Below are 22,940 nucleotides of genomic sequence, written 5' to 3'. Positions count from 1 at the left end.
TTAAGCCTGCAATCGAAAATGACATTTATTTAAAACATGCTTTTTTAGGGATGAACTATCAAAAACTTTACATGAAATTATTAAACTGCAAATTTCATGTGTTTATAAAATGAAATTCTATGTTCATCAAAAACAAAAAATAGAGGTCAAAAGAGGGAATACATTTGTCATGAATTTAAAAACAAAACGTCATGCACAAAATCATTTTATTACTCGCAATTATTACATTAAACTTAACTTCTGCTCAAACTAAGAAAAAACAAATTTTATTAATTGGAACTTTTCATTACGCCAATCCTGGTCATGATGTTGCCAAAATAAAAACTTTTAATGTAATGTCTGATAAAAGCCAAAAAGAGCTCGAAATTATGAGTGACAAAATCAAGAAATTTGGTCCAGACAAAATATTTGTAGAATGGAAATTTAGCAAACAAGCTGAGCTAGACAAGTATTACAATAAAAACACCGACAGTTTACTTAAAAAAGATCTAAATGAAATTACTCAATTAGCATTACGTACTGCTAAAAAACTGAATCATAAAAAGATGTACGGGATTGATTATCGTACCCGTTTTCCTTATGATAGCTTGATGATGTCAATGGAAAAAGCAAATCAGAAGGATTTAATGAAAAAAAACACGGAGTCAACAGAAATGTTTGTAAAAGATAATAACGAAAGAATGGCTAAAAGCTCTTTAACAGATCTTATGCTTTACTACAATCAAAAAGCGTCTAATGAAGATAACATCCAATGGTATTTAGAAGTAGCAAACAGAACTGGAAATCCAGATGACTTTACTGGTGCTTCTTTAGTTTCAAATTGGTACAAAAGAAACTTATACATGTATTCTTTAGTTCAGAAATTAACCGAAAGCTCAGATAATAAAATCATGGTTTTACTTGGAGCCGGACACGCTGCAATGCTAAGAGAATTTCTAGCACATGATCCAGAATTTGAAATCGTAGAATTATCGACTGTTTTGAAATAATACTTTTTTAACCATATTATTAAACTTTGCGTAGACTGCAGTGTGCCTCTACGATATACATTATCCATAAAAACAAAAAATCATGCAAAAAATTATTCTATTACTAGCTCTTATAACATTTAACATGGCATCTGCTCAAACTAAGAAAAAGCAGATTCTATTGGTTGGAACATTTCATTACGCCAACCCTGGTCTTGACGTTGCTCAATTAAACAGTTTTGATATCTTGTCTGAGAAAAGCCAAAAAGAACTCGAAATAATGAGTGACAAAATCAAAAAATTTGGCCCAGATAAAATATTTGTAGAATGGGAATTTAACGAGCAAGCCGATTTAGATAAGTTTTACAATAAAAACACCGACAGTCTTTTTAAAACTAACAAAAACGAAATAACACAACTGGCACTCCGTACGGCTAAAAAACTGAATCATAAAAAATTATACGGAATGAATCTCTATACTTCTTTTCCATATGACAGTTTACTGATGTCAATGGAAAAAGCAAACCAACAGGATTTATTGAAAAGAAATAATGAGTGGAAAAAAAGAAATGAAAAAGATCATAATGAAAGAATAACAAAAAGCTCGTTACAAGAACTCATGCTGCATTACAATAAAAAAGAAACCGAAAATAAAAACATCCAATGGTATTTGGAAGTAGCAAATAGAGCTGGAAATCCAGATGATTTTACGGGACCGTCTTTAGTTTCAAATTGGTACAAAAGAAATTTATATATGTATTCTTTAATTCAGAAACTAACTGAAAGCACAGATAACAAAATAATGGTTTTAGTTGGCGCTGGTCATGCTGCATTGATAAGAGAATTTATAACCCATGATCCAGAATTTGAACTTGTAGAACTATCTACAGTTTTGAAATAAACTTGATGATTTAACCGCAAAGAGCGCAAAGAATTACGCAAAGTTCGCAAAGTTTTTTTTAGCCACGAATTCACGAATTTTATTTTTTTACAATCTTTGAAAATAATTCGTGAATTCGTGGCTATTTTCAACATACAGCTTTGCGAACTTTGCGTTTGTATTCATAGTCCTTGGCAAAAAACCTTGCTAACTTTGCGGTTAAATAGACTCCAAAAAAAATCCCTCCGAAGCACGGAGGGATTTTCTATATAAATTGATTTCTTATTTAATTAAGAAAGAGCAGCTTTAACTTGGTCAGCAGCTTCTTGGAATTGAACTGCAGATAAGATTGGCATACCAGAGTTGTCAATTAATTCTTTTGCAATTTCAGCATTTGTTCCTTGCAAACGAACGATAATTGGCACTTTAATAGCGTCTCCCATGTTTTTGTAAGCATCAACAACACCTTGAGCAACACGGTCACAACGAACGATTCCTCCGAAGATGTTAATTAAGATAGCTTTTACGTTTGGATCTTTCAAGATAATTCTGAAAGCTGTTTCAACACGTTTTGCATCAGCAGTTCCTCCTACGTCAAGGAAGTTAGCAGGCTCAAAACCAGCATATTTAATTAAATCCATAGTTGCCATTGCAAGACCAGCTCCGTTTACCATACATCCTACAGTACCGTCAAGGTCAACATAGTTAAGACCAACTTCTTTAGCTTCAACTTCGATTGGATTCTCCTCACGGATATCTCTCATCTCAGCATATTTAGGTTGTCTGTATAAAGCGTTATCGTCGATGTTAACTTTAGCATCAACAGCTAAGATTTTGTTATCAGAAGTTTTTAAAACTGGGTTGATTTCAAACATAGAAGCATCAGAACCAATGTAAGCATTGTAAAGTGCATCGATGAATTTAACCATTTCTTTGAAAGCATTTCCAGAAAGACCTAAGTTGAAGGCAATTCTTCTTGCTTGGAAACCTTGTAATCCAACAGATGGATCAATTTCTTCAGTAAAGATTAAGTGTGGAGTATGCTCAGCAACTTCTTCGATATCCATTCCACCTTCAGTAGAATACATAATCATGTTGCGTCCTGTACCTCTATTCAATAAAACAGAAACATAGAATTCAGAAGTTTCGCTTTCACCTGGATAGTAAACATCTTCAGCAACTAATATTTTGTTTACTTTTTTACCTTCAGGCGGAGTCTGAGGTGTAATCAACTGCATTCCGATGATTTGTTCTGCTAACTCTTCAACTTGTTGTAAGTTTTTTGCCAGCTTAACTCCACCACCTTTTCCACGACCACCTGCGTGAATTTGTGCTTTTATTACATGCCATCCTGTACCAGTTTCGGCAGTTAATTGTTTTGCAGCAGCTACAGCTTCAACCGCATTGTTAGCCACAATTCCGCGTTGTACGCGTACTCCGTAACTCGCTAAAATTTCTTTTCCTTGATATTCGTGTATGTTCATAATATAGAATTTGTCTGGTTCTGAATTTATTTCAGAATAAAAGTGCGACAAAAGTAACAAAATACAACTTAATAGTAAAATCTTTTTCAATTAAATAAATGTTATATATAGGTATTAGGCGTTGATAATTTTTCAAAGCAAACAAATCGTTAACGGAACAATTTGTTAATGTTAACACAATTCGCATAAAACGTTTGATATTTAACAAAAAATTCATTGGTTTTATTGGCCTACCGATGATTTTTCCTAATATATTTTAAGAGTAATTATATTTTTAGCAATTCGGGATGCTTTATATCATAATATTAATAATTAAGAATGCTTTTTCTAATATTACAGCAAAAATGAAAGCAAAAGCACTAATTCACTACATTATGTTTAACGAAATCTTTATTTTTGTAAAAAAAATATCAAGAATGAGAGTTAAAGAACAAGGGCTTTATCTGCCTGAATTTGAACACGACAATTGTGGTGCAGGATTTATTTGTAATTTGAATGGTATTAAGTCAAATGATATTATTCACAAAGCATTAGACATCTTAATTAAATTAGAACATCGTGGTGCCGTTAGTTCTGATGGAAGAACTGGTGACGGAGCCGGAATTTTATTCGACATTCCTCATGATTTTTTTAAGAAAGTTTGTGACTTTGAAATCCCAGAAGCGCGTGAGTATGCAGTAGGAATGGTTTTTTTACCAAAAAGCAAAAACCAAGTTTCTTTTTGTATCAATGCCTTTGAAGCAACAATCAAAGACCAAAACTTAAAAGTTTTAGGTTGGAGAGATGTACCCGTTGACGTTGAAAATCTAGGTGAAATTGCCGCAGAAAAAGAACCAACTGTTAAACAAGTTTTCGTTTCTAAAAACGGACAGGATTTAACTGAACAAGAATTTAATGCAAAACTTTTTGCAGCTAGAAAAATTGCTGAACATGCCGTAAGAGGATCAAAAACTTCTGAAAGCCACATGTTTTATTTTACTAGTTTATCGACAACTACTATAATATATAAAGGTCTATTGATGCCAGAAGACATCAGCCGTTATTATATAGATTTGAAAGATCCAGACTTGGTGACTCGTTTAGCACTTGTACACCAGCGTTTCTCTACAAATACATTCCCATCTTGGGACTTAGCTCAACCGTTTAGATACATGTGTCACAATGGTGAGATCAATACACTTCGTGGAAACGTAAGCCGTATGCGTGCTCGTGAAGAGCTTATGCAAAGCAAAGTTTTTGGCGATGATATCAAAAAACTATTCCCAATTATCTTAGAAGGAAAATCAGATTCTGCTTCTATGGATATGGTAATTGAACTTTTATTAATGACAGGTCGTTCATTGCCAGAGGCAATGATGATGGTTGTTCCTGAAGCTTGGGAAAAACACCAGACAATGTCTGAGGAGAAAAAAGCATTCTACGAGTTCAACGCTTGTATCATGGAGCCTTGGGATGGTCCTGCTTCTATTCCGTTTACAGATGGTAACGTAATTGGTGCTTTACTAGACAGAAACGGATTGCGTCCTTCTCGTTATACATTAACGAAAAGCGGATTCGTAATTATGTCATCTGAAATTGGTGTATTAGACATTGATCCAGAAGATGTAATTCAGCACGGACGTTTGGAGCCTGGAAAAATGTTCTTAGTTGATATGAATGAAGGACGTATCATCGAAGACGAAGAAGTTAAAAAAGCGATCGTTACAAAACGTCCATACAAACAATGGGTTGATGAAAACTTATTGCCATTGGCTAGCGTTCCTTATACAAACAACCCTACTCCTGTTGAAAAATTAGATTTCTTAACAAGACAGCGTTTGTTTGGTTATACTATTGAAGATTTAAAAACAATCATTAACCCAATGGGTAGCGACGGAGCTGAAGCAATTAGTTCTATGGGTAACGATACACCTTTGGCTGTTTTATCTGATCAGCCACAGTTGTTGTACAATTACTTCAAACAATTGTTTGCTCAGGTTACAAACCCGCCGTTGGATGGTATTCGTGAAGAAATCATTACTGATATTAGTTTAGCGATTGGTGGAGATTTCAATATTTTCGAAATTGAATCTAAACAATGCAAAAAATTAAAAATCCAAAATCCAGTTGTTTCTAATGAGGATTTGGATAAAATTAGAAATATAGATCACCCAGATTTCAAATCGGCTACTATTTCTACTTTATACAAAATAGAAAAAGGAGTTAACGGTTTAGAAAGAGCTCTTGAAAAATGTGTTCAGGCAACTTTTAAAGCAGTTGAAGAAGGATGCAACATCATTATCTTATCGGATAGAGGTGTAAGTGAAGAATTAGCTCCAATTCCAATGTTATTGGCTTGTTCTTACATTCACCACTCCTTAAACATTTTACAGGTTCGTTCTAAATTCGGAATCATCATCGAATCTGCAGAACCAAGAGAACCTCATCATTTTGCTTTATTGTTCGGTTACGGTGCAAGTGCAATCAATCCTTACATGGTAAACGAAATCATTCACGATCAGGTTGAAAAAGGTTTTATTACAAAAGTAAAAGCGGATTATGCAGTTGTAAACTACAACAAAGCGATTGCAAAAGGAATCGTAAAAATCATGAACAAAATTGGTATCTCTACTTTACATTCGTACAGAGCTGCTCAGATTTTCGAGATTTTAGGTTTAAACAAAACATTTACCTCTAAATACTTCCCTTACACTCCATCAAGAATTGAAGGAATTGGTTTAATGGAAGTGGAGAAAGAGGTTAAAAAACGTTTCCAAAAAGCTTTCCCAAATTCAAAAGTGGCAAGTTTGCTTTCTCTTGAAATTGGAGGTATTTATAGATGGAGACGTGGTGGTGAAAAACACATGTTTAACCCGACCACTATTTCTAAATTACAACAAGCGGTTCGTTTAAACAGCCCAGAAAGTTATAAAGAATACTCAAACGCCGTTAACGAGCAAAGCTCAAACTTAATGACCATTAGAGGTTTATTTGAATTCAATAATTTAGATCCAATTTCTATTGATGAAGTAGAGCCTTGGACAGAAATTGTAAAGAAATTCAAAACGGGTGCAATGTCTTACGGATCTATTTCTAGAGAAGCACACGAGAATTTAGCGATTGCAATGAACAGAATTGGCGGAAAAAGTAACTCTGGAGAAGGTGGAGAAGACCCAAAACGTTTCCAGAAAGAAATTAACGGAGATTCTAGAAATAGTGCTATCAAACAAGTTGCGTCAGGACGTTTTGGTGTTTCGATCAATTATTTGACAAACGCTAAAGAGATTCAAATCAAAATGGCTCAGGGAGCAAAACCTGGTGAAGGTGGACAGCTACCTGGAGAAAAAGTAGTGCCTTGGATTGCTGAAACTAGAAACTCTACGCCTTATGTAGGTTTGATTTCGCCTCCTCCTCACCACGATATTTACTCAATTGAGGATTTATCTCAGTTGATTTACGATTTGAAAAATGCAAACCGTGAAGCTCGTATTAACGTAAAATTAGTTTCTGAAGTTGGAGTTGGAACCATCGCTGCCGGTGTTGCCAAAGCAAAAGCTGACGTAATCTTAATTTCTGGTTACGACGGAGGAACGGGAGCTGCACCATTAACATCTTTACAGCACACAGGTATTCCGTGGGAACTTGGTTTAGCTGAAGCTCAGCAGACTTTGATCTTAAACGATTTAAGAAGCCGTGTAGTTTTAGAGTGTGACGGACAGTTGAAAACAGGTCGTGACGTGGCGATAGCTGCTTTATTAGGAGCTGAAGAATTCGGTTTCGCAACTGCACCGCTTGTAGCTTCTGGATGTATCATGATGAGAGCTTGTCACTTAAATACTTGCCCAGTTGGTATTGCTACTCAGGATCCTGAATTGAGAAAAAATTTCAAAGGAACTCCAGAGCACGTAATCAACTTCATGTATTTTATTGCTGAAGAGTTAAGAGAAATCATGGCACAGCTAGGTTTCAGAACGTTAAAAGAAATGGTAGGCCAATCACAAAAATTAAATGTGAACAAAGCCATCAAACATTACAAAGCAAATGGTTTAGACTTGTCATCAATTCTATACAAACCGGAAAAAGCAAAAACGCAGCCAAATCATAATACAACAACTCAAGATCACCAACTTGAAAATGTATTGGATTTTGACATCATCAAAGAAGCGATTCCGTCTATCTATAGAAAAGAGAAAACAAGAGTAACCTTTAAAATTAAAAATACAGACCGTTCTGTAGGTGCGATTTTGAGTAACGAAATCTCAAAAATCTACGGCGCACAAGGATTACCTGATGACACTATTTTAGTTGATTTTGAAGGTTCTGCTGGACAAAGTTTTGGTGCTTTTGCAACAAACGGATTGTCATTTAAAATTCACGGAAACTGTAATGATTATTTAGGAAAAGGTCTTTCTGGAGGAAAATTAATTGTAAAAGTACCTCCTACTGCTACTTTCAAACCTGAAGACAATATCATTATTGGAAACGTTGCCCTTTACGGAGCTATTACCGGAGAGGCTTATATTAATGGAATGGCCGGAGAGCGTTTCTGTGTGAGAAATTCTGGAGCAACAGCAGTTGTTGAAGGAATTGGAGATCACGGATGCGAGTACATGACTGGTGGTACAGTAGTAGTTTTAGGAAAAACAGGAAGAAACTTCGCGGCTGGTATGAGCGGTGGTGTGGCTTATGTTTACGATCCAAATAAGAAATTCGATTCTACAGTTTGTAACATGGAAATGGTTGCATTCGACCCAATGGAAGAAGAAGATCTTACGAAACTAAGAAAACTGATCAAAAATCATTCATTGTACACAAGCAGTCCATTAGCAAAAAGAATTTTAGCAGACTGGGAAAACCAACAACAGCACTTCGTAAAAGTAATGCCAACTGATTACAAAAAAGCATTACAAAGAATTGCAGAAGAGAAAAAAATAGAAGAATTAATAGCGGGATAAATGATTTTAGATTTTAGAGTTCAGATTTTAGATTATTGAACTTAACCTCAAAGCTTTGCGAACTTAAACTCACAAAGAAGCAAAAAGTAAACCTTGCGTACTTTGCGGTTAAAAAAATAGAAATTTGGAATTTAAATCATCATTTACATTTAATTAAAATGTCATGGGTAAAATAGGCGGATTTAAAGAATATAACAGAGCCGACGAAAGTAATCTTGCAGTAGCAGAACGTGTTTCAAACTACAACGAATTTACAATTCCGTTAGCAAAAGATAAAGTAAAAGAACAAGGATCAAGATGTATGGATTGTGGTATTCCTTTTTGCCACAGTGGTTGTCCGTTAGGAAATTTAATTCCCGACTTCAACGACATGGTACATCAGGAAGAATGGCAGGGTGCATTAGAGATTTTGCAGTCTACCAACAACTTTCCGGAATTTACAGGTCGCTTATGCCCTGCTCCATGCGAAAAAGCATGTGTATTAGGAATCATCAAAGATCCGGTTTCTATCGAAAACATCGAAAAAAGCATCGTAGAAAGAGGTTTTGCTGAAGGATGGATCAAACCACAAGCGCCAAAAACAAGAACTGGTAAAACAGTTGCCGTTATTGGTTCAGGACCTGCAGGTCTTGCAGCGGCTCAGCAATTAAACAGAGCAGGTCACACCGTTACTGTTTTTGAAAGAGACAACGCAATTGGAGGTTTATTACGTTACGGAATTCCAAATTTCAAATTAGAAAAAGGAATTATTGATCGTCGTGTAGCAATTCTTGAAGCAGAAGGAATCACTTTCAAAACTAATGTAAACGTTGGCGTTAACTTCAGTGTTGAAGAATTAAACCAATTCGATTCTATCGTTTTATGCGGAGGAGCAACTGAAAGAAGAAGCTTGCCAACTAAAGGAATCGAAAGCAAAGGCGTTGTTCAAGCAATGGATTTCTTGACTCAACAAACTAAAGTTTTATACGGAGAATCAATTCCAGATCAGGTTAAAGCAACTGGTAAAGATGTAATCGTTATTGGTGGTGGAGATACTGGTTCTGACTGTATTGGAACTTCTAACAGACACGGAGCTAAATCGGTAACTAACTTTGAGATTTTACCAAAACCTCCAGTTGGAAGAAGCGAGTCAACTCCTTGGCCTTTCTGGCCGTTGCAGCTTAAAACATCATCTTCTCACGAAGAAGGTTGCGACAGAAACTGGTTGATCAATACTAAAGAATTCATTTCTAACGATAAAGGCGAATTAACTGGATTAAAAACTGTTGAAGTGCAATGGAAAATGACACCAGGTCAGCGTCCAGAATTAATCGAAAAAGAAGGTTCTGAGAAAATATGGCCTTGCGATTTAGCTTTATTAGCTCTTGGATTTACAGGTCCAGAGAAAACATTAAGCGAGCAATTAGGAATCGAAACTGATATGAGAAGCAACTACAAAGCGCATAACTATCAGACAAACGTGCCTCACATTTTCACTGCTGGTGATATGAGAAGAGGACAATCATTAATCGTGTGGGCTATTTCAGAAGGTCGCGAAGCTGCAAGAGAAGTAGATTTATTCCTTATGGGATCTACAAACTTGCCTACTAAAGGAAAAGGAGATTTACCGAGCTTATAATTTTTAAGGTTCTGAGATACTAAGGTGCTAAGGTTCTAAGTTTTTTTCTTAGCATTTTATTTAATCTTTTCCGATAAACAACATAACTACTAACAAACCCTTGAATTTATATTCAGGGGTTTTGTTTTTTTTAGCCACAGATTATTTTTTCCGCCACGACTTGAGCGATAGCGAACAGGCGAAGCAAATCAATGGCAAAAAACAATTTCAACAGCATTTAAGAATAAGTTAATTCGCGAATTCGAGCCAAAAAAACTTAGTATCTTAGCATCTCAGAACCTTAACACCTTTAAAAAGGTTACAAAATTTCAAAAACAGCAACTTTTTGTTTAAAATAAAACAATTTGTTATAATTTGTTATTTTTCTACAAATTATTTGCTGATAGATAAAAGTGTAATAACTTTGCCCAAAATGATTTAAAAATGCAAGCAAAAGATTTACTGCAGTTAGCAGACCAATTTGGAAGTCCATTGTATGTTTACGATGCTGAAAAAATCCAATCTCAGTACAACAGATTAACTAAAGCTTTCTCTAAGGTAGAAAACTTAAGAGTTAATTACGCCATGAAGGCATTGTCAAACGTTGCGATTCTACAGTTATTGAAGAACATGGGGTCTGGTTTAGACACTGTATCAATTCAGGAAGTTCAGTTAGGACTTCATGCTGGCTATGAACCCGAAAGAATTTTCTTTACACCAAACGGCGTTTCTCTAGAAGAAATCGAAGAAGTTGCCGCAATGGGTGTACAAATCAATATCGACAATTTATCTATTCTGGAACAATTCGGAACAAAACATCCACATATTCCGGTATGTATTCGTATCAATCCACACGTAATGGCGGGCGGAAACGCTAACATTTCTGTTGGACATATCGATAGTAAATTCGGAATTTCTGTTCACCAGATTCCGCATATTTTGCGAATTGTGGAGAATACAAAAATGAGCATTGTTGGAATTCACATGCACACAGGATCTGATATTTTAGATATCGAAGTATTCTTGTATGCTGCCGAAATCTTATTTGATACAGCAAAACATTTCAAAGATTTACAATTCTTAGATTTCGGAAGCGGATTCAAAGTTCCTTACAAAAAAGACGATATTGAAACAGACATCGAAGAACTAGGTAAAAAATTATCTAAAAGATTCAATGCTTTCTGTGCTGAATACGGTAGAGATTTAACCTTGATTTTCGAACCAGGAAAATTCTTGGTAAGTGAAGCAGGTCATTTCTTAGTAAAAGTAAACGTAGTAAAACAAACAACATCAACTGTTTTCGCTGGAGTTGACAGTGGTTTCAACCACTTAATTCGTCCAATGTTGTACGGATCTTCACACCATATTGAAAACATCTCAAACCCAAAAGGAAAAGAGCGTTTTTACTCAGTTGTAGGATACATTTGCGAAACAGATACTTTTGCAAACAACCGCAGAATTCAGGAAATTACTGAAGGCGATATTTTATCTTTCAGAAATGCAGGAGCATATTGTTTCTCAATGTCTTCAAACTACAACTCAAGATACAAACCAGCCGAAGTTCTTTGGATGAACGGACAAGGAATCTTGATTCGCCAAGCTGAAACATTTGAAGATTTACTTAAAAATCAAATTCCGTTGCCAGAAGAAGTTGCTGCTACGGTTTAACAATAGAAAAAAAGAGAATATCAATTGTTGAAATCCCGTTCCCGAAAGGTGAACGGGATTTTTTTTGCTCAATCTTGTCATTTCGAGGGACGAGAAATCCTCGTAAGCAATTCCACAAAGTATTTCGCTCAAATCACACAGAAAGTAACCGTGATATTTGTCATTTCGACGTAAGGAGAAATCTTCGCAAGAAACTCCACAAAGAAAGTCAAAACACGCAAAGTAACCATCTAGTTTGGCATTTCGACGTAAGGAGATTCGAGTGATAGCGAACAGGCGAAGCAAATCTTCGCAAGTAACTCCACAAAGCAAGTCAAAACACACAAAGTAACCACCAAGTTTGTCATTTCGACGTAAGGAGAAATCTTCACAAGTAGCTCCACAAAGCATATTAAATTCCTATTAAAAAAAGAAAGAAAAATCTTAAAATAAATTTTATCTTTAGCCTAAAAAAATGCTACACCAAGAAGGCCATCACACCTACTATATATACATCCTAACAAACAAACACAAAACCGTTTTCTACACAGGAGTTACAAATAATTTAAGAATTCGCTTGAGCCAGCATAGAGAAAACAATACCGCTGGAAATAAAACCTTTACATCAAAATACAATGCTACTTATTTGTTGTACTACGAAAAATTCACTTGGATTCAAGAAGCAATTGCTCGAGAAAAAGAAATAAAAGATTGGCGGAGAGAAAAGAAAATTGAATTAATAAAAACCACTAATCCTGATTTGGACTTTCTAAATTATTTATTTGAATAATGTTTCCAATCTTTGTAGAGTTACTTGCGAAGATTTCTCCTTACGTCGAAATGACAAAATTGGAAATAATTAAAAGTTTGATGACTACTAAAAACACTTATTTTTCAAGAAATATTATATTTGAAATAAAGAAGTAAATCGCATTTATTTGTAAACTATGAATTCCTTTGAGACTATTTATGATTTTACATCCAGCGACGGATTCAAAAAGCTTCAAATATTATTTGTTCCAATTGGGTTTTTCTTATTCTCAAGATTTCTATTATTCTTGATTGAAAATGACAAGGATGAAGATTTATTTAAAAATCATGAACAGCAGAAATTTAAAGTGTATATATTCCAATATATTTCTGTATTTATTTTTATACTTTTTGTAATAATGTTTGGCAGTAAATATTACGAAACTTATAACTTATACAACAACTCTCTATTTGAAACTGAAGGATTTGTAACCAATTTTCACGCAATGCCTGAAGGTGGTCACGATAGCGAAAGATTTACTGTTAACGGAGTACAATTCCAATTCTCAGATTTTGACATATCAGGTTTTGGATACAATAATGCAAAATCACATGGTGGAGCAATAGACCAAAATAAATATGTTAAGATTGGCTATATCAAAATAGAAAATTCAAATCAGATTTTAAAATTGGAAGTCAGAAAATAATAATCAATTAAATTATAAGAAAAACCGTATTTTTGTTTCAGAATAAATTAAATACCTTTGAAATTATGAGCACAACATCAAAACCAAAACATATCGGCAGAAACATAAGCCGAATCAGAGAGCTTAAAGGTATGAAGCAAGAAGCGCTTGCAATTGCAATTGGTTTAAGCCAACAGACGATTTCTAATATTGAGGCAAGTGAAACTGTTGATGAAGATAAACTTGTTGAAATTGCAAAAGCTTTAGGCGTAACTAAAGAGGTGATTGAAAATTTTTCTGAAGAATCAGTTTTTAATTTCTTTAATAACTTTTATGACAATAGTGCAAATAACGGAGCGCAAGGAAGTGGAAACACTAACAATTCTTGCACTTTCAATCCACTTGATAAAGTTGTAGAACTTTACGAACGTTTGGTTCAGGCTGAAAAAGACAAAGTGGAATATTTAGAAAAATTACTAAAAGGAAAATAATTCCTTAGAAATATAAATTTTACAAAAGCACAGAGATTTACTTTGTGCTTTTTTTAAGCCCAGAAACAAAATGTCATATCTTCTTCTTGCTCTTTTTATTGTCTTAGTAAATTGCTCCTTTTTTTATTTTCTAAAATCTGAAAATGGCTTAAAAAAAATACTTTTGTACGCATTAGTCTATTTTGTAATTGCAATAGTTTTTACCAAAATTTATACTTTACTAAACATCGAAGAAATGCCAAATGGCTTTGCGTTTTTTGTACTTGTAATGTTTAGCTGGTCAATCGTATTAATGCATTTTTTAAAAACCTTGAATAACAGAAGAGTAAATATTGCAAAACAATTACAGATAGAAAACAATAAACTTATTAATTCTTCTGCTTATCTCACACTTATTACGATATCTATAACTGCATTTCAATTGTATTTAATTTTATCAAAAACTATTAATGTTTTTAGAAGTTAGTTAGAATTGTAAAATCAAATTCACTAAATAAAAAAACTGGTACGAGTGACGTACCAGAGCCAGTGAATTATAAAACTGACAAGAATTGAATATGTATAAAAATTGCTAAAAGGAAAATAATTCCTCACAATAAAATTTTGCAAAAGCCCAAATATCTTTTTATTTTGTTCTTTTTTAGCAAAAAAATCAGTTAAATGACGGATAAAAACAAACCAAAAATTTATAGTGGAAATTATATTTTAACTTCTTCTGGAATTATGCTTATCGGATTTTTTATTTTCACTTGTTTTATGATCTATCAATGCGTTCTAGAAGGAAATAATAAATATTGGATGATTATATTTAGCTTTGTGTTGCTTTTTGCTTTTTTTACATATCAAATGAATTATTTTATTTTAACTGATGAAAAATTGATAGTAAAAAATCCTGTTTGGTATTCAAAACTTATAGAATTCGATTTGAATCAAATCAAAGATATTACTATTATTCAGCCTTATCGCTCACCAAGATGCTTATTTATTAAAACTGAAAGCGAAACGCAACTAGTGCGCGCAAGCAGTTTAAAAGATAAAACCTGGAAAAAATTAAAAAGAGATTTAGAAAACAAGAGCATTCTTATTCATGATAAAGTAGGTTTGCTCGAGAGTCAATAACTAGCAATCCCAAATCCTAAAATAAATGAAAATTACAATTCCCCTATTTACACTATTCCTACTATTCACAACCAATTCATTCAGCCAAACCCTAGCCGATTTAAAACTAAAACCAAAAGAAATTCCAAAAGGCGGCTATATGGTAAGCGACGGCAATATTTGTATTACGCCACAAGCCTGCAGTTTTTATAATGATATTGAAACGTACAGCAATATTGTTGGAACTGTAAAAAGTAAAGCGATTCAGAGTTTTAAAAGCAAAGCAGATCGTGGTTCAATTATGTATTTTGAATTTGATCATGTTTTTAAAGGCGATAGATTCCTGCAAGGTTTACTTTGGGGAAAAGCTGGCGAGCCAACAGCTGAACATCCAGAAGAATATATAGCAAAAGGTAGATTTCTAGTTATTTGGAGTCTGCAGCCAGATAGTCCGTTAAAAGAAAAATCGGAAACTAAAGTAGAAGCGCTTTTAGAATAAACAAAAAATGAAAAAGTTGAGAAACTTAGTTAAACGTTCAAAACATGACTAAAACATACAGACAAGGCGCCATCGGAGGTTTACTTGATGAATACGAAAGAGCAATTTTAGATTTAAGTAAAACAATCTCTTGCATTAACGCTACTGCAATTACTACGACAATCAATAATCTATCTGTTCAATCGATTCTTGCGCATGTTGTTCGTTCTGGATATGCTTACGCTTTGTATGTTCAAAAATTATTAGGAGAGCAAAATGAAGTTCCTAATCTTGTTTACAGAAATACTATTTCTGATTATCAAAATGATCTAACTGCTTTTTTTGTTTTCACAGAAAATGTGCTTAAAAATTTTAGCGACAGCCAATTAGAAGAATTAGACAATCCGAAAAAAATAGTAACTTCTTGGGGACAAGTTTATGATATAGAACAAATTATGGAGCATGCTATTGTGCATATTTTGCGTCACAGAAGGCAAATCGAAAAATTTAAAATCGAGCTTGATAATTTATGAAGTTCTAGGGTTTCACAATGCATTCAACATTTAGTATTATCTTCGTATAAAAAATATTATCATTAAAAACATCAAAATGAAACCTCAAGTACGAATCCTGATTTACTCTATTCTTTTCTTTTTATACCTTACTTCTACGCATTTTTTTCTTGAATTAAATGAGAAATTTAAAGGTGATGGTTTTGTAACTCTTGGAGTTGGCTTTGGTATCTTGAATCTTATTTATGCTTTTACAGCCCTAAAATGGAAACCTTTGCTTAATGTACTTTGCGCTGTCGGAATTGCGGCTTTGGCTATGTTTCTAGCTTTACAGTTTACCAATTTGCATCTGCTTGTAGATTATGATCCGTATCAGGTTAAAACGGCCATTTTTGCTAATGCGGTTCTTTCTATTATTTTTTGGGAAATTGTATATCAGGTCAAGATTAGAAAATCTAAATAAATATATTTTTCCATTGCCTCCAGCTTTAGCTGGAGGTTAATAATAAAGTCTTTCTCATAGGGCTTTAGCCAAATCTTTTTTTGGCTAAAGCCTTTTTTACTTTTAACAAATATACCTCCAGCTAAAGCTGGAGGCAATTCATTTACAATTACTAATATTGCTTAAATACTTAAAAAATAATTCATTAGATTTACTCTTAAGTATTTAAAAATCAAACCCATGAAACGACAGCCATCAATCGACATTGTCCGCGGAATTGTAATGATTATTATGGCGCTCGATCATGTTCGAGATTTGATGCATGTTGATTCTATTACGCAAAGTCCAACCGATTTAACAACTACTTCACCTTTACTGTTTTTTACGCGTTTTATAACTCATTTATGCGCGCCTACTTTTGTTTTTCTGGCCGGAACTTCGGTTTATCTTTCGCTTCAAAACAAAAATAATGTTTCTGAAACCAGAAAGTTTTTACTCAAAAGAGGAATTTGGTTAGTTGTCCTTGAATTTACAATTGTCAATTTTGGTTTATTCTTCGATATTGGCTTTCATTCTCTTTTGTTTGAAGTGATTGCAACAATAGGTTTTGGTTTTATCATTTTAAGTGCATTACTGAAAATCCGTTCACAGACATTAGGAATTATTGGACTTCTTATACTCTTTTTTCACAATCTCACACCGCTTATTCCATTTGCAGAAAATTCGATTTTAAAAACTGTCTTAGCACCGCTATTTAGTCCAATAGTATTTCCGTTTTCAGGAAGGGCTTTTATAATGGGTTATCCACCGATTCCGTGGCTTGGAATTATGCTTGTTGGTTTTGCAGCTGGTAAATTCTTTGAATGGACTGAAGAGAAAAGAAAACAACTATTTACAAAAATTAGTTTAAGCGCTTTAGTCTTATTTATCATAATTCGTTTTGTAAATATTTATGGAGATCCAGCTTTATGGGCCACACAAAAAAATGTCGTTTTTACTTTTTTGTCATTTATTAATGTGACCAAATATCCTCCTTCTCTCCTATTTTGTTTAGCAACTTTAGGAATTATGTTTTTGCTTTTAGCATTTGCAGAACAATTCACAACCAGAATCAAAAAAGTGTCTTTAGTCTACGGAAAAGTACCTTTATTTTATTTTGTCGTTCATTTTTATGTTATTCATTTTCTAACACTTCTTATGCTTTTTGCGCAAGGTTTCAGCTTTTCGCAATTTGAATTTGCAACCGGAACTTTTGGAAGGCCAAAAGGCATAGAAAACGGTTTATCTCTTTGGTTAATTTATCTAATTTGGATTTTTGTTGTTGTCCTACTTTATAAACCTTGCCAATGGTTTGGAAAATATAAATCGGAACATACATATTGGTGGCTACAATACATTTAAAATTCATTGCGTTATTTAAGAACTACTAAAAACACTTTAGACTCTGTACGTATTTTTTTATATTAGCCTTGAATTTTTCAAAGCCAAAATAATAAAATAATGAAAATCCAAACTTTATTGCTTTTGTCCCTAATTGCAATTTCATGTAAAAATGAAACTAAAACCGAAACACCCTCAACTACTCAAAAAGATATTTTAGAAGTCGCATTAAAACCGAAAACTAATGCTGAAATTAACATTGAGGAAGCTGATACATTGGTAATTTCTAAAAAACATAAAACCAACCAAATAAGTTGCGATTTAGACGGAGACGGAAAAAACGAACTCGTAGAAATTATTAGAAGTACAAAAAGTGACAAAAGTGGTCTAAAAATAACTTTTGGAAATAACAAAAGAACAGATTATTTCGGTTTTGGAAAAAATGTTTTAGGTCAAGGATTTGACGAAATTGACTGGGTCGGAATATTTGAGAAAGCACCAAAAGGAGAAATTGTCTGGAACAATGTAAACGATGACGGTGAAATTATGGGCGAAGAAGAAATTAAAGAAGAAGATAAAATAAAACTTCCAAATGATGGGATTTTTATTCATGCCGAAGAAAGCTGTGGAGGCGGAATTATTTATCTAAAAAACGGAAAATACGAGTGGATTCAGCAGGAATAAGCTCATAAATCAAAACTCCTAAATTATTGAATATGAAAAGTACAGTAGAAATTGCCAATCGTTTTAGAGAAGTCATTTTAAACGGAACTTGGATTGCGAACACCAATTTTAAAGATCAGCTCGAAAATCTAGATTGGAAAATTGCAGTTAGTCCCGTTCAAAACTTAAATACAATTGCGGTTTTGGCGCAGCATATTCATTACTACATAAACGGAATCAATCAGGTTTTTAAAGGCGGAACATTAGACATAAAAGACAAATTTAGTTTTGATTTTCCGTCAATTCATTCTCAAGAACAATGGACTTCTTTTCTAACTCGATTCTGGAATGATACTGAAGAATTTGCATCTTTAGTAGAACAAATGCCAGTCGAAAAACTGGATGAAGGTTTTGTAAACGTCCAGTACGGAACTTATAAAAGAAATATCGAAGCCATGATTGAACATAGCTATTATCATTTAGGGCAAATTGTTTTGATTAAAAAACAGCTTAACAACTTAACGTAAAATTTTCTTTCAAATCATTAAAAGTCATTAAATTAGAGTTCAACTTTAAAAATTTAAAAATGAAAAAATTAATCTTAGCATTTCTGTTTTTAATTGGCTTATCTGCATCAGCGCAAACTTCTAAAGAACTTATTGGAAAATGGCAATTGGTAAAATGGACTAAAAACGGAAAAGAAAAAAGCATTGAAAAACGTTTTAAAACAGATCAGGTTTTTCAGGTTTTTAAAGAAAATGGCGATTTTGAAAGTGTTATTGGAGAGGAATCGCACAAGGCAAAATGGAAATTATCTAAAGACAATTCTCAATTGACAATTGTTTCTGTTATTCTGCCAGTTGTGTTTACGATAAATTCTTTTGACAGTCAGAAACGTGTTATAACCAATCCTGAAGTGGGTACTTTTGAATATAAAAAAGTGGAAGAATAAGTTAGTTTTTTCTTGTTTCCTCTGAAATACAAAAGCTGTAATCTAGCCCCGATGGAAGCGGTATCTCCCGATTTAGAAAAACAAGGCTATTTCAGCCGTAGTTTTTGTTAATCGGGAATTTAGTGGACAGCGGGAGTAAACGTTCTTATGAAAATAGCTTTTTCTGCTCCTTAAATAAATTAGAAAAAGGCATAGTTGTTGAAAGTTAAATAAAATATATTTGCAACTTCAAAAGACACACTATGCAAAAAATTACTTTTCTCGTTTCTATATTGTTTTTAGCCCTTTCTTCTTGTGGGGTAAAAACAACACAATCAATGCTTAGCGATGGAAATTACGACGGTGCAATTGATCGCGCCGTTGAAGCGCTTCGCACCAAAAAAGATTCTAAAGGAAAACAAGATTATGTTTATCTGTTGGAAGAAGCCTTTGCAAAAGCCAAAGACCGCGATTTGCGTAATCTAGAAATGCTGAATAAAGAAAATAATCCGGCAAATGCCGAACGTATCTATAATACTTATGTACAGCTAAATAATCGTCAGGAAAAAATTAGACCTATTTTGCCTTTGCCTTTATTGAAGCTGGGAAGAAATGCAAATTTTCCGTTTGATAATTATTCGAATGAGATTGTAAGCAGTAAAAATGCACTTTCGAAATATTTATATGAAAACGCATCTACTCTTTTGAAATCAAATAACAAATTGGATTTTAGAAAAGCGTATGACGATTTTGCCTATTTGGAAAGCATTAATCCTGGCTACAAAAACACCAAAAAACTGATGGATGACGCTCAGTTTAAAGGAACTGATTTTGTCGATGTTTATGCCAAAAATGAAACCGAAATGGTGATTCCGAAAATGCTTCAGGAAGATTTATTGGATTTTAAAACCTACGGATTAAACGATAAATGGACGGTTTATCATAGCACAAGACAAAAAAATGTGTCGTACGATTATAGTTTGATTCTTAATTTCAGACAAATTGCGATTTCGCCAGAACAAATTAAAGAGAAAGAATTTGTTAAAGAAAGACAAGTTAAAGATGGCGTAAAAACGCTTTTGGACAACCGCGGAAGACCTGTAAAGGATAGTTTGGGTAAGGAAATTAAAGTGGATAATTATAAAATACTTCGCGCAACGGTTTATGAATTCAGACAATTTAAGTCTTGTCTGGTAACTGCAAAAGTGGACTATGTAGATTTAAAAAGCAATCAGCTAGTCCAGACTTTCCCGATAAGCAGCGAATATGTTTTTGAAAATGTGTATTCGACTTACAAAGGGAACAGAAACGCTTGCGATGATAATTATTTAGGGTATTTTGACAAACGCGCTATTGCTTTTCCGAACAACGAACAGATGGTGTATGATACAGGTGAAGACCTGAAAGCCAAGCTAAAAGACATCATTGTAAAGAATAAATTTAGAAGGTAATTATATAACACAATTATAAAGAAAAAGGTGCATTTTTGATGCGCCTTTTTCTTTATGCTTTAAACTTTTTCAATAAAAAAATGTCTTTTTGAATTGTGCAACCAAAAAGTTGCGTATATTTGCAACTGATTAGTTGCGAATAAATATTCAAAAAAATGAAAAGAGATATTTTTCAAGCTATTGCCGATCCGACAAGAAGAGCAATATTGGTTTTGATTTCCTCAACTGCATTAACCCCAAATGCTATTGCAGAGCAGTTTCAAACTACAAGACAAGCGGTTTCTAAACACATTAAAATATTGAATGAATGTGATTTATTGGAAGAAAAGAAATTGGGCAGAGAAATTTATTATCAGCTCAAAATTGATAAAATGAAAGAAATTGATCAATGGCTGGAGCAATTTAAGGCAATTTGGGAACAGCGTTTTAGTCAATTAGATCAAGTATTACTTAACTTAAAATCTAAAGAAAATGAAGACTGATTTATTAATGAATTTTTCTGTAGACAAGGAAAATAAAAGAGTGAGCGTAAAACGCGAATTCGATGCCCCGTTATCAAATGTTTGGTCTGCATGGACAGAACCTGAAATTCTAGATTTATGGTGGGCGCCAGCTCCGTTTAAATCTAAAACCAAAAACATGGAGTTTAAAGAAGGCGGTAGAAGATTATATGCCATGGTTGGTCCCGACGGTGCTGAGCGCTGGAGTTATTTTGAATATTCTTCAATTTCTCCTAAAACAAACTTTAAACATTCTGCTACTTTTTCTGATGCCGAAGGAAATCCGAATTCTGAATTTGGAAGTTCGTTTTGGGATATTACTTTTTCTGAACACGGCACTTCTACAATTGTTGACATTGTGATTAAACGTGACAGTTTTGAAGAACTGCAAAAAATAATTGAAATGGGCTTTAAAGAAGGATTTACTTCTGCAATGCAAGGTTTGGACAAAATCTTAGCAGAAAAATAAAGTCAATTCAGCCGAATTATTATTAACGAATTAAAAATCTTAAGAAAATGAAATCAAATCTTTTAATGAATTTTACTGTTGATAAGGAAACTAATACTGTCAATGTAAAACGCGAATTTAATGCCTCTTTGTCTCAAGTTTGGTCTGCATGGACAGAAGCTCCAATATTGGATTTATGGTGGGCGCCAGCTCCGTGGAAATCGGAAACAAAGAGTATGGAATTTAAAGAAGGCGGACGCAGATTGTATGCCATGGTTGGACCAGAAGGCGAAAAGCATTGGGCCATTGCTGATTTTACTTCAATTAGTCCGAAAACTAATTTTAAATATTTAGATGCTTTTAGCGATAGCGAAGGAAATTTAAACAAAGAATTTCCGCGTTCTGACTGGGATGTAACTTTTTCTGAAAAAGATGGTTCTACTTTTGTAGATGTTGTTATTAAACATGAAAAACTATCTGATTTGGAAATGATTATCCAAATGGGCTTCAAAGAAGGTTTTACTATTGCAATGGAAGGTTTGGATGCTATTTTTGCAGAAAAAGCAAAATAATCATCTAATTACATACAAAAGGTCAAAACAAAAGAAGAATTTACTGATATTAAAATTGTAATTTCGTTTTACATAAACATTTTTACTTTACTATCAATGAACAAATTTTTTGCTCTGGCCTTTTTGCTTTTTTCTTCTACTTTAGCATTCAGCCAAAAGAATAAAACTAAAACCATAGAAACTTCAAAGCCTTTTGTTTTAGGCGTTATCGACGAAATTCAATCGAAAGAATTAAACGAAAAAAGAATTCTAAACATTTATCTTCCTGAAGGCTATAATCCAACTGAAGCTACAAAATACCCCGTAATTTATTTACTTGACGGTTCTGCCGACGAAGATTTTATTCATATTTCTGGATTGGTTCAGTTTAATAGTTTTGAATGGATCAATCAAGTTCCAAAATCAATAGTTGTAGGAATTGCAACTGTTGACAGAAAAAGAGATTTTACCTTTCCTACTACTATCGAAAAAGATAAAACTCGTTTTCCTACAACTGGTCATTCGGGTCAGTTTATTGCTTTTATCGAAAAAGAACTACAACCTTTTATTGAAAAAAAATACAAGACAAACGATTCTAAAACCATTATAGGCCAATCTCTGGGCGGATTATTAGGAACTGAAATCTTACTTAAAAAACCAGCTCTTTTTAATAAATATGTTATTGTAAGTCCGAGTTTATGGTGGAACAATGGTTCATTACTCGATTTGGATTCTGAAATGCTGAAAGAAAATTTTAAACAGCCAACCGAAATTTATATTGCTGTCGGCAAAGAAGGATTAGCTCCAACAGCAATTCCGCATGTTATGGAAGTTGACGCCAATTTACTTGCAGAAAAACTAAAAGCATCCAAAAGCAAAAATGTAAAAACGTACTTCGATTATTTCCCCGAAGAAAACCACGGATCGATTCTGCATACAGCTGTTTTTAATTCTTTCAAATTCTTTTATCCAAAAAATAAGGAATAGACTTTGTCATATTGTAAAATGTGAAATGTGAGATGCTAAAGTCTCCATTTCACATTTCACAT

General features: G+C 33.6%; 21 protein-coding genes and 1 pseudogene. 21 read left to right on the top strand and 1 reads right to left on the bottom strand.

The features are described from left to right. Positions 1 to 191: 191 nt before the first annotated feature. Both SOM12_RS14240 and SOM12_RS14235 read left to right on the top strand, forming a co-directional pair. Positions 192 to 989: a DUF5694 domain-containing protein gene (locus tag SOM12_RS14240; RefSeq protein ID WP_320493912.1), complete on the top strand. Its 798-nt coding sequence runs from the start codon at positions 192 to 194 to the stop codon at positions 987 to 989. An 82-nt stretch (positions 990 to 1,071) separates the two neighbouring features. Then, entirely contained in the window at positions 1,072 to 1,869 is a 798-nt protein-coding gene (locus SOM12_RS14235; RefSeq protein ID WP_095931351.1) for a DUF5694 domain-containing protein, read from the top strand. A gap of 269 nt (positions 1,870 to 2,138) precedes the next feature. On the opposite strand, the gene sucC is transcribed toward SOM12_RS14235, so the two are convergent. Further along, positions 2,139 to 3,332 (bottom strand): ADP-forming succinate--CoA ligase subunit beta, encoded by a 1,194-nt coding sequence (gene sucC / locus SOM12_RS14230; protein WP_095931350.1) that lies wholly within the window; start codon positions 3,330 to 3,332, stop codon positions 2,139 to 2,141. Between the two features lie 416 nt (positions 3,333 to 3,748). On the opposite strand from sucC, the gene gltB reads away from it, so the two are divergent. The 19 genes and pseudogenes from gltB to SOM12_RS14135 all read left to right on the top strand — a co-directional run bounded on the left by gltB (position 3,749) and on the right by SOM12_RS14135 (position 22,878). Beyond that, positions 3,749 to 8,266, top strand: coding sequence for a glutamate synthase large subunit (gene gltB, locus SOM12_RS14225; protein ID WP_320493911.1), 4,518 nt, complete (start codon positions 3,749 to 3,751; stop codon positions 8,264 to 8,266). A 163-nt stretch (positions 8,267 to 8,429) separates the two neighbouring features. Next, entirely contained in the window at positions 8,430 to 9,884 is a 1,455-nt protein-coding gene (locus tag SOM12_RS14220; protein WP_320493910.1) for a glutamate synthase subunit beta, read from the top strand. Between the two features lie 420 nt (positions 9,885 to 10,304). Next, positions 10,305 to 11,531, top strand: a pseudogene (gene lysA, locus SOM12_RS14215) (diaminopimelate decarboxylase); the annotation flags it as partial. 454 nt (positions 11,532 to 11,985) lie between these two features. Further along, on the top strand, positions 11,986 to 12,300 hold the full coding sequence (locus SOM12_RS14210) for a GIY-YIG nuclease family protein (protein WP_250835184.1): 315 nt from the start codon (positions 11,986 to 11,988) through the stop codon (positions 12,298 to 12,300). 157 nt (positions 12,301 to 12,457) lie between these two features. Beyond that, positions 12,458 to 12,967, top strand: coding sequence for a hypothetical protein (locus tag SOM12_RS14205; protein WP_320493909.1), 510 nt, complete (start codon positions 12,458 to 12,460; stop codon positions 12,965 to 12,967). A 65-nt stretch (positions 12,968 to 13,032) separates the two neighbouring features. Further along, the gene (locus SOM12_RS14200) at positions 13,033 to 13,437 is read left to right on the top strand and encodes a helix-turn-helix transcriptional regulator (protein ID WP_320493908.1); all 405 of its coding nucleotides are present in this window, start codon (positions 13,033 to 13,035) and stop codon (positions 13,435 to 13,437) included. Positions 13,438 to 14,097: 660 nt separating this feature from the next. Continuing rightward, positions 14,098 to 14,556 carry a hypothetical protein gene (locus tag SOM12_RS14195; protein WP_320493907.1) on the top strand — a complete coding sequence of 153 codons (459 nt, stop codon included), beginning with the start codon at positions 14,098 to 14,100 and terminating at the stop codon, positions 14,554 to 14,556. A 25-nt stretch (positions 14,557 to 14,581) separates the two neighbouring features. Beyond that, a complete protein-coding gene (locus SOM12_RS14190; RefSeq protein ID WP_320493906.1) occupies positions 14,582 to 15,034 on the top strand; it encodes a hypothetical protein in 453 nt (150 codons plus the stop codon). Between the two features lie 44 nt (positions 15,035 to 15,078). Continuing rightward, complete coding sequence (locus SOM12_RS14185; RefSeq protein ID WP_320493905.1) at positions 15,079 to 15,546, top strand: DinB family protein; 468 nt, start codon at positions 15,079 to 15,081, stop codon at positions 15,544 to 15,546. A 76-nt stretch (positions 15,547 to 15,622) separates the two neighbouring features. Then, a complete protein-coding gene (locus SOM12_RS14180) occupies positions 15,623 to 15,988 on the top strand; it encodes a hypothetical protein (RefSeq protein ID WP_095931341.1) in 366 nt (121 codons plus the stop codon). A gap of 219 nt (positions 15,989 to 16,207) precedes the next feature. Further along, positions 16,208 to 17,368, top strand: a complete 1,161-nt coding sequence (locus SOM12_RS14175; RefSeq protein ID WP_320493904.1) for a DUF1624 domain-containing protein — start codon at positions 16,208 to 16,210, stop codon at positions 17,366 to 17,368. Between the two features lie 99 nt (positions 17,369 to 17,467). Further along, on the top strand, positions 17,468 to 18,031 hold the full coding sequence (locus SOM12_RS14170) for a hypothetical protein (RefSeq protein WP_320493903.1): 564 nt from the start codon (positions 17,468 to 17,470) through the stop codon (positions 18,029 to 18,031). 32 nt (positions 18,032 to 18,063) lie between these two features. Next, positions 18,064 to 18,537, top strand: a complete 474-nt coding sequence (locus SOM12_RS14165) for a DUF1572 domain-containing protein (protein ID WP_320493902.1) — start codon at positions 18,064 to 18,066, stop codon at positions 18,535 to 18,537. 59 nt (positions 18,538 to 18,596) lie between these two features. Next, a complete protein-coding gene (locus tag SOM12_RS14160) occupies positions 18,597 to 18,962 on the top strand; it encodes a hypothetical protein (protein ID WP_095931337.1) in 366 nt (121 codons plus the stop codon). A gap of 242 nt (positions 18,963 to 19,204) precedes the next feature. After that, complete coding sequence (locus tag SOM12_RS14155) at positions 19,205 to 20,392, top strand: hypothetical protein (protein WP_320493901.1); 1,188 nt, start codon at positions 19,205 to 19,207, stop codon at positions 20,390 to 20,392. A 155-nt stretch (positions 20,393 to 20,547) separates the two neighbouring features. Further along, positions 20,548 to 20,874 carry an ArsR/SmtB family transcription factor gene (locus SOM12_RS14150; RefSeq protein WP_095931335.1) on the top strand — a complete coding sequence of 109 codons (327 nt, stop codon included), beginning with the start codon at positions 20,548 to 20,550 and terminating at the stop codon, positions 20,872 to 20,874. Next, positions 20,864 to 21,361, top strand: a complete 498-nt coding sequence (locus SOM12_RS14145; RefSeq protein ID WP_095931334.1) for an SRPBCC family protein — start codon at positions 20,864 to 20,866, stop codon at positions 21,359 to 21,361. Before SOM12_RS14150 ends, SOM12_RS14145 begins: the two co-directional genes overlap by 11 nt. 47 nt (positions 21,362 to 21,408) lie before the next feature. After that, positions 21,409 to 21,912 carry an SRPBCC domain-containing protein gene (locus SOM12_RS14140; protein ID WP_320493900.1) on the top strand — a complete coding sequence of 168 codons (504 nt, stop codon included), beginning with the start codon at positions 21,409 to 21,411 and terminating at the stop codon, positions 21,910 to 21,912. Positions 21,913 to 22,008: 96 nt separating this feature from the next. Further along, positions 22,009 to 22,878, top strand: coding sequence for an alpha/beta hydrolase (locus SOM12_RS14135; RefSeq protein WP_320493899.1), 870 nt, complete (start codon positions 22,009 to 22,011; stop codon positions 22,876 to 22,878). The last annotated feature ends 62 nt before the right edge of the window (positions 22,879 to 22,940 follow it).

The sequence above is a fragment of the Flavobacterium sp. CFBP9031 genome, assembly GCF_034044945.1.
GTDB lineage: Bacteria > Bacteroidota > Bacteroidia > Flavobacteriales > Flavobacteriaceae > Flavobacterium.
The sequence above is the reverse complement of the archived record's forward strand: the minus strand, read 5'-3'. Positions and strand labels throughout refer to the sequence as shown.